Genomic DNA, 7,267 nt, shown 5'->3' with positions numbered 1-7,267 from the left:
GTGATGTCGATGGTCACGCTCACCCGTCCATGGTGCGGGGTGTGGCGGGGGAGCTGTCGTCCCGTTTGACGCGGCTCGTCAATCGTCGGGCCGCGGATTGACGGGGGCCGTCAATCCGGGGGCGGGGCCGGGGCGGTGCGGCGCACGGTGAGGTCATGAACGCACTGCACCAGTACCTCTTCGACACGTACCGTGCCGCCCAGCAGGGCACGCCGGTGCCGCCGGCGCCGGGCACCCACGACGTCGGCGTGCTGCGGGCCGTCCGCGACCACCGCCGCTTCGAGAGGGTGGTGGCGGCCCGCCCGGCGCGCGGCGCCGTCCGCGCGGTCCTGCACCGATGGCTGCACCCCGCCCGCTGAGGATCACCTCGCGACGCGCGCCAGGAAGTCCCGTACCGCCTCCTTCACGTCCTCCGCCGTCCACTCCAGACCGGGCCCCGCCACCGTCAGCTCCGTGATCGCCACTCCCGGCGGGCCGCCCGCGCCCGGGGCGGACCAGCGGCGGAAGAAGGCGGTGCCGGTGTCCTCGGTCTGGGCGAGGGCCGCCGCCGTCAGGGCGTCCGGGTCGTACGGCAGCCAGACCTGGAACTGGTGGGTGTGCGGGGTCTCCGGGTGGACGCGGAACCAGCCGGTGTCCGCCTCCGCGAGCGCCTCCCGGACCGCGTCGGCCACCATGCGCGCGTGCGTCACGTACGAGGGCAGCCGGGGCAGCTCGACGTCCAGGCCCCGGAGCGCGGAGAGCGCCGCCGGGTACTGCTGGAAGACCATCCCGCCGTACCGGTGGCGCCAGACCCTGGCCTCCTCCATGACCTCCTCGGAGCCGGCGAGCGCGGCCCCGGACATGCCGCCGAGGGACTTGTAGAACGAGACGTACACGCTGTCGGCGAGCCCTGCGATCTCCGCGAGGCCGCGGCCGAAGTGCGTCGTGGTCTCCCACAGCCGGGCCCCGTCGAAGTGGACCACCGCGTCCCGTTCCCGGGCCGCCTCCACGACCTCGGTCAGCTCCTCCCAGGACGGCAGCACGAAGCCGGCGTCCCGCAGCGGCAGCTCCAGCATCAGCGTCCCGAAGGGTTCGGGGTGGTCCCGTACCTCATCGGCGGTCGGCAGCCGGGGCGCGTCGGTCGGGTGGACCGTGCGGAGCCCCGAGACGACCCCGAACGCCCCGCTCTCGTGGACCTCGGGGTGGGCGATCGGGTGGAGGGCGACGACGGGGCTGCCGGTGCGCCCGGCCCAGCAGCGCAGCGCCACCTGCTGGGCCATGGTGCCGGTCGGGAAGAAGACGGCGGCGGGGAGGCCGAGCTCCTCGGCGACGCGCCGTTCGAGCTCCTCCACGAGCCCGTTCCCGTACATGTCGAGCTGGGCCTCCCCGTGGCCGGCGGCCTCCGCCCAGGCGGCCAGCTCGCGCAGCCGCGACCCGACCGTGCCGTCGACCGAGGTGTTCCACAGGCTGCGCTCGGCGCCGCCCCACACCTTCGCCCGGTGGAGCCGGGCCGCTTCCTCGTCCACAGGGGTCTCCACGGGAGTCACGGGGGTCACAGGGTTCATGGGCCGATCATCACACCACCGCCCACACCCTGTGGACAGGCCACGGGGCACCGCGAACCGCTGGCGTAGCATGACCAGAAATCGTCCGGTACCCGCCGAGGACTGGAACGGAAGGCCGTCCCCACCGTGAACGCACCAGCAGCGCCAGAGCCCAGGGCATCGGAGCCCCGGGCCGAGGACCGACCCGCCCGGCTCACCGTCGGAGTCGTCGGCGCAGGGCGGGTGGGCCCCGCCCTCGCCGCCTCGCTCCGGCTCGCCGGGCACCGCCCCGTCGCCGTCTCGGCGGTCTCCGACGCCTCGCGGCGGCGCGCCGCCGAGCTCCTGCCCGGCGTCCCGGTCGTCGAGCCCGCCCGTGTCCTCGCCCTCGCCGACCTGGTCCTGCTGACCGTGCCGGACGACGCGCTGCCGGGCCTGGTCGAGGGCCTCGCCGACACCGGAGCCGTACGGCCGGGGCAGCTGCTCGTGCACACCTCCGGGCGGTACGGGGCGCGGGTCCTGGACCCCGCCCGCCGGGCCGGCGCCCTGCCGCTCGCCCTGCACCCCGCCATGACCTTCACCGGCACCGCCGTCGACGTCCAGCGGCTGGCCGGCTGCTCCTTCGGGGTGACCGCGCCCGAGGAGCTGCGGCTCGCCGCCGAGGCCCTGGTGATCGAGATGGGCGGCGAGCCCGAGTGGATCGCGGAGGAGGCCCGGCCGCTCTACCACGCGGCCCTGGCCCTGGGCGCGAACCACCTGGTCACCCTGGTGGCCCAGTCGATGGAGCTGCTCCACAAGGCCGGGGTCGCCGCCCCCGACCGGATGCTGGGCCCGCTCCTGGGCGCGGCCCTGGACAACGCCCTGCGGTCCGGGGACGCGGCCCTCACCGGACCCGTCGCGCGCGGTGACGCCGGTACGGTCGCCGCCCACGTCGCCGAGCTGCGCAAGCACGCGCCCGGCACCGTCGCCGGCTATCTGGCGATGGCCCGCACGACCGCCGACCGGGCGCTCGCGCACGGCCTGCTCAAGCCCGAGCTGGCCGAGGACCTGCTGGGCGTGCTCGCCACCGACAGCACCACCACCGCAGCCGACGGGCCGCAAGGAGACGACCGATGACCCTGTTCGCCCGCGAGAGCGCCGAGGGCGGCCGTCCCGTCCGCCACGAGCCGGCCGAACTGCTGCCCACGGTCGAGGACCTCCACGACGCCGTGGCCCATCACGGCGCTCCCGGCCGCAACGCCGTCGTCATGACCATGGGCGCCCTCCACGAGGGCCACGCCACCCTGATCCGTGCCGCACGCGAGCGCGTGGGCGCCAAGGGCTTCGTCGTCGTCACCGTCTTCGTCAACCCGCTGCAGTTCGGCGCCGGCGAGGACCTCGACCGCTACCCCCGCACCCTCGACGCCGACCTGGAGCTGGCCTTCGAGGCGGGCGCGAGCGCCGTCTTCGCGCCCTCCGTCGACGAGGTCTACCCGGGCGGGGAGCCGCAGGTCCGGATCACCGCCGGACCGATGGGCGAGCGCCTCGAGGGCGCCTCCCGGCCCGGCCACTTCGACGGCATGCTGACGGTCGTCGCCAAGCTGCTCCACCTGACCGCGCCCGACCTGGCCTTCTTCGGCCAGAAGGACGCCCAGCAGCTGGCCCTGATCCGCCGCATGGTCAAGGACCTGAACTTCCCCGTCGAGATCGTCGGCGTGGAGACCGTCCGCGAGACCGACGGCCTGGCCCTCTCCAGCCGCAACCGCTACCTGTCGGCCGGGGAGCGCCGGACGGCCCTCGCGCTGTCCCGCGCGCTGTTCGCGGCCCGCGAGCGGCTCGCCGCCCAGGAGGCGCTGCGCGCGCGTGCGACCGCGCTGCCGGGCGCCCAGGGCCGGGCCGAGAACCGCGCCGAGGCCCTGTCGCGGCTCGGCGAGGCCCGGGCCGCCGCCGACGCCCACGCGGTCGCGCAGGCCGCCGAGGGCGGCGCCGCCGGGGCCGTACGGGCCGCTGCCCGCGCCGTCCTGGACGAGGCGGCGAAGGCCGAGCCGCCGCTCACCCTCGACTACCTGGCCCTCGTGGACCCGGCCGACTTCACCGAGGTCGCCGACGGCCACGACGGGGAGGCGATCCTCGCCGTCGCCGCGCGCGTGGGGAGCACGCGGCTCATCGACAACATCCCCCTGACCTTCGGAGCCGCCAAGTGACCGGAATACGGCTGCACGCGCCCACCCCCGGCTGGTCCATCGACGCCGACGTCGTCGTGGTCGGCTCCGGGGTCGCCGGGCTCACCGCCGCCCTGCGCTGCACCGCCGCCGGGCTCCGTACGGTCGTCGTCACCAAGGCCCGGCTCGACGAGGGCTCCACCCGCTGGGCCCAGGGCGGCATCGCGGCCGCGCTCGGCGAGGGCGACACCCCCGAGCAGCACCTCGACGACACCCTGGTCGCCGGTGCGGGCCTCTGCGACGAGGACGCCGTGCGGCTGCTCGTCACCGAGGGTCCGGGCGCCGTCCGCCGCCTGATCGCGACCGGCGCCGACTTCGACAAGACCGCCGAGGGCGAGATCGCGCTGACCCGCGAGGGCGGCCACCACCGCCGCCGGATCGCCCACGCGGGCGGGGACGCGACCGGCGCCGAGATCTCCCGCGCCCTGGTCGAGGCGATACGGGACCGGGGCGTGCGCTTCATCGAGCACGCCCTCGTCCTGGACCTCCTGACGGACGCCGAGGGCCGCACGGCGGGCGTGACCCTGCACGTCATGGGCGAGGGGCAGCACGACGGCGTCGGCGCGGTCCACGCGCCCGCGGTGGTCCTCGCCACCGGCGGCATGGGCCAGGTCTTCTCCGCCACCACCAACCCGGGCGTCTCCACCGGCGACGGCGTCGCGCTCGCGCTGCGCGCCGGGGCCGAGGTCTCCGACCTGGAGTTCGTCCAGTTCCACCCGACGGTGCTGTTCCTCGGGGCCGGCTCCGAGGGCCAGCAGCCGCTGGTCTCCGAGGCGGTACGGGGCGAGGGCGCCCACCTGGTCGACGCCGACGGGGTCCGCTTCATGCTCGGGCAGCACGAGCTGGCCGAGCTGGCGCCCCGGGACATCGTCGCCAAGGCGATCACCAGCCGGATGCTGGAGCACGGCACCGACCACATGTACCTCGACGGCCGTCACTTCGGCGCCGAGATGTGGGCGGAGCGCTTCCCGACGATCCTGGCGGCCTGCCGCGCCCACGGCATCGACCCGGTGACGGAGCCGATCCCGGTCGCCCCCGCCGCCCACTACGCCTCCGGCGGCGTCCGCACGGACCTGCACGGCCGGACCACCGTGCCGGGCCTGTACGCGTGCGGGGAGGTCGCCTGCACGGGCGTCCACGGCGCCAACCGGCTCGCCTCGAACTCGCTCCTGGAGGGCCTGGTCTTCGCCGAGCGGATCGCCGAGGACATCACGGCCGCCGCCCCGCGCGTGCCGGGCGCCCCGGTGCCGCACCCGGCCCCGGTGACCCTGCCGCTGCCCGTGGCCGGCGCCCGGACCCGTATCCAGCGGATCATGACGGCCGGCGCGGGCGTGCTCCGCTCGGAGGCCAGCCTGCGGGAGGCCGCCGAGGCCCTCGAAGCCCTGCACGGCGACGCCGTGGCGGGCGGCGACGACGACAGCAAGGCGGCCGAGCCGGGCGTGGACTCCTGGGAGACCACGAACCTGCTGTGCGTCGCCCGGGTCCTGGTCGCCGCGGCCCGCCGCCGCGAGGAGACCCGCGGCTGCCACTGGCGCGAGGACCACCCCGGCCGGGACGACGCGCAGTGGCGCAGGCACCTCGTCGTCCACCTCACCCCGGAGCGGACCCTCGACGTCCGCACCACCGACACCTTCGACTTTCCCCCCACCCTCGACGCCCCCAGGGAGCCGTAAGTGAGCACGCCCGAGGAAGCCCGTCCCGAGCCCGTGGACGTCCCTCTCATCCAGATCAACGCGGTCTCCTCCGAAGAGGAGCCCGGCGGCTGCGGCGACGGCTGCGGCTGCGGTGACGGCGAGGAGTTCGAGTGCGGTCTCGACCCCGCGCTCGCGCAGCTGCTCGCCGACGCCGGTCTCGACCCGATCCAGGTCGAGGACATCGCCCACCTCGCGATCGCCGAGGACCTCGACGGCGGGGTCGACGTGACGACCGTGGCGACCGTCCCCGAGGACGCCGTCGCGACCGCCGACTTCACGGCCCGCGAGGCCGGTGTCGTGGCCGGTCTGCGGGTCGCCGAGGCCGTCCTGTCGATCGTCTGCACCGACGAGTTCGAGGTCGAGCGGCACGTCGAGGACGGCGAGCGCGTCGAGGCCGGGCAGGTGCTCCTCAGCGTCACCGCCCGCACCCGCGACCTGCTCACCGGAGAGCGCAGCGCGCTCAACATCCTGTGCCGCCTCTCCGGCATCGCCACCGCCACGCGCGCGTGGGCGGACGCCCTGGAGGGCACGAACGCGAAGGTCCGCGACACCCGCAAGACGACGCCGGGCCTGCGCGCCCTGGAGAAGTACGCGGTCCGCTGCGGCGGCGGCGTCAACCACCGCATGTCGCTCTCCGACGCGGCCCTGGTGAAGGACAACCACGTGGTGGCGGCCGGCGGCGTCGCCGAGGCCTTCAAGGCCGTCCGCGAGCTGTTCCCCGAGGTGCCGATCGAGGTCGAGGTCGACACGATGCACCAGGTCCGCGAGGTCCTGGACGCGGGCGCCGACCTGATCCTGCTCGACAACTTCACCCCGATCGAGACCGAGGAGGCCGTCGCCCTGGTCGCGGGCCGCGCCGTCCTGGAGTCCTCGGGCCGGCTGACCCTGGAGAACGCGGCGGCGTACGCGGCGACCGGCGTCGACTACCTGGCGGTCGGCGGCCTCACCCACTCCTCCCCGATCCTCGACATCGGCCTCGACCTGCGCGAGGTGCGCTCCTGATGCTGCTCACCATCGACGTCGGCAACACGCACACGGTGCTCGGTCTCTTCGACGGCGAGGAGATCGTCGAGCACTGGCGGATCTCCACGGACCCGAGCCGCACCGCCGACGAGATGGCGGTCCTGCTCCAGGGCCTCATGGGCATGCACCCGCTGCTCGGCGTCGAGCTGAGCGACGGCATCGAGGGGATCGCCATCTGCGCGACGGTCCCCTCGGTGCTGCACGAGCTGCGCGAGGTGACCCGCCGGTACTACGGGGACGTGCCGGCGGTCCTCGTGGAGCCGGGCGTCAAGACGGGGGTGCCGATCCTCACGGACAACCCCAAGGAGGTCGGCGCCGACCGCATCATCAACGCGGTCGCGGCCGTCGAGCTGTACGGCGGCCCGGCGATCGTCGTGGACTTCGGCACGGCGACGACGTACGACGCGATCACCGTGCGCGGCGAGTACGCGGGCGGGGCGATCGCGCCGGGCATCGAGATCTCGGTGGAGGCCCTGGGCGTCAAGGGCGCCATGCTCCGCAAGATCGAGCTCGCCCGCCCGCGCAGCGTGATCGGCAAGAACACGGTCGAGGCCATGCAGTCGGGCATCGTCTTCGGGTACGCGGGCCAGGTCGACGGCGTGGTGGCCCGGATGAAGCGCGAACTGGTCGGGCCGAAGGGCGACCCCTCCGACGTCACGGTGATCGCGACCGGCGGTCTGGCGCCGATGGTCCTCGCCGACTCGAAGGAGATCGACGAGCACGAGCCCTGGCTGACCCTGATCGGCCTGCGCCTGGTCTACGAGCGGAACGTCTCCCGCATGTGAGGCCTGCACCCGGGGGGTGATCATTCCGGCGCGCCGGAATGATC

7 protein-coding genes are annotated in these 7,267 nt (G+C 74.9%); 6 read left to right on the top strand and 1 reads right to left on the bottom strand.

Annotated elements, in window-relative coordinates; genetic code table 11:
• Positions 1-155: 155 nt before the first annotated feature.
• Positions 156-359, top strand: coding sequence for a hypothetical protein (locus CCN56_RS01785; protein ID WP_086822569.1), 204 nt, complete (start codon positions 156-158; stop codon positions 357-359).
• A 3-nt stretch (positions 360-362) separates the two neighbouring features.
• On the opposite strand, the gene CCN56_RS01780 is transcribed toward CCN56_RS01785, so the two are convergent.
• Positions 363-1,544, bottom strand: a complete 1,182-nt coding sequence (locus CCN56_RS01780) for a low specificity L-threonine aldolase (protein WP_086822566.1) — start codon at positions 1,542-1,544, stop codon at positions 363-365.
• 126 nt (positions 1,545-1,670) lie between these two features.
• Between CCN56_RS01780 and CCN56_RS01775 the strand changes: the two genes are divergently transcribed.
• From CCN56_RS01775 to CCN56_RS01755, 5 genes are read left to right on the top strand one after another with little or no spacing between them, the layout of a single operon-like run.
• Positions 1,671-2,636, top strand: coding sequence for a Rossmann-like and DUF2520 domain-containing protein (locus CCN56_RS01775; RefSeq protein WP_086822563.1), 966 nt, complete (start codon positions 1,671-1,673; stop codon positions 2,634-2,636).
• Positions 2,633-3,703 carry a pantoate--beta-alanine ligase gene (gene panC / locus CCN56_RS01770; RefSeq protein ID WP_179199637.1) on the top strand — a complete coding sequence of 357 codons (1,071 nt, stop codon included), beginning with the start codon at positions 2,633-2,635 and terminating at the stop codon, positions 3,701-3,703. The genes CCN56_RS01775 and panC overlap by 4 nt, the downstream gene beginning before the upstream one ends.
• Positions 3,700-5,394 carry an L-aspartate oxidase gene (locus CCN56_RS01765; protein ID WP_086822560.1) on the top strand — a complete coding sequence of 565 codons (1,695 nt, stop codon included), beginning with the start codon at positions 3,700-3,702 and terminating at the stop codon, positions 5,392-5,394. Before panC ends, CCN56_RS01765 begins: the two co-directional genes overlap by 4 nt.
• A complete protein-coding gene (nadC, locus tag CCN56_RS01760; RefSeq protein ID WP_041129833.1) occupies positions 5,395-6,417 on the top strand; it encodes a carboxylating nicotinate-nucleotide diphosphorylase in 1,023 nt (340 codons plus the stop codon).
• Positions 6,417-7,223: a type III pantothenate kinase gene (locus CCN56_RS01755; protein WP_041129832.1), complete on the top strand. Its 807-nt coding sequence runs from the start codon at positions 6,417-6,419 to the stop codon at positions 7,221-7,223. The genes nadC and CCN56_RS01755 overlap by 1 nt, the downstream gene beginning before the upstream one ends.
• The last annotated feature ends 44 nt before the right edge of the window (positions 7,224-7,267 follow it).

The sequence above is a fragment of the Streptomyces sp. NRRL B-24572 genome (genome assembly GCF_002156145.1).
Taxonomy (GTDB): Bacteria; Actinomycetota; Actinomycetes; order Streptomycetales; family Streptomycetaceae; genus Streptomyces; species Streptomyces vietnamensis.
The sequence above is the reverse complement of the archived record's forward strand: the minus strand, read 5'-3'. Positions and strand labels throughout refer to the sequence as shown.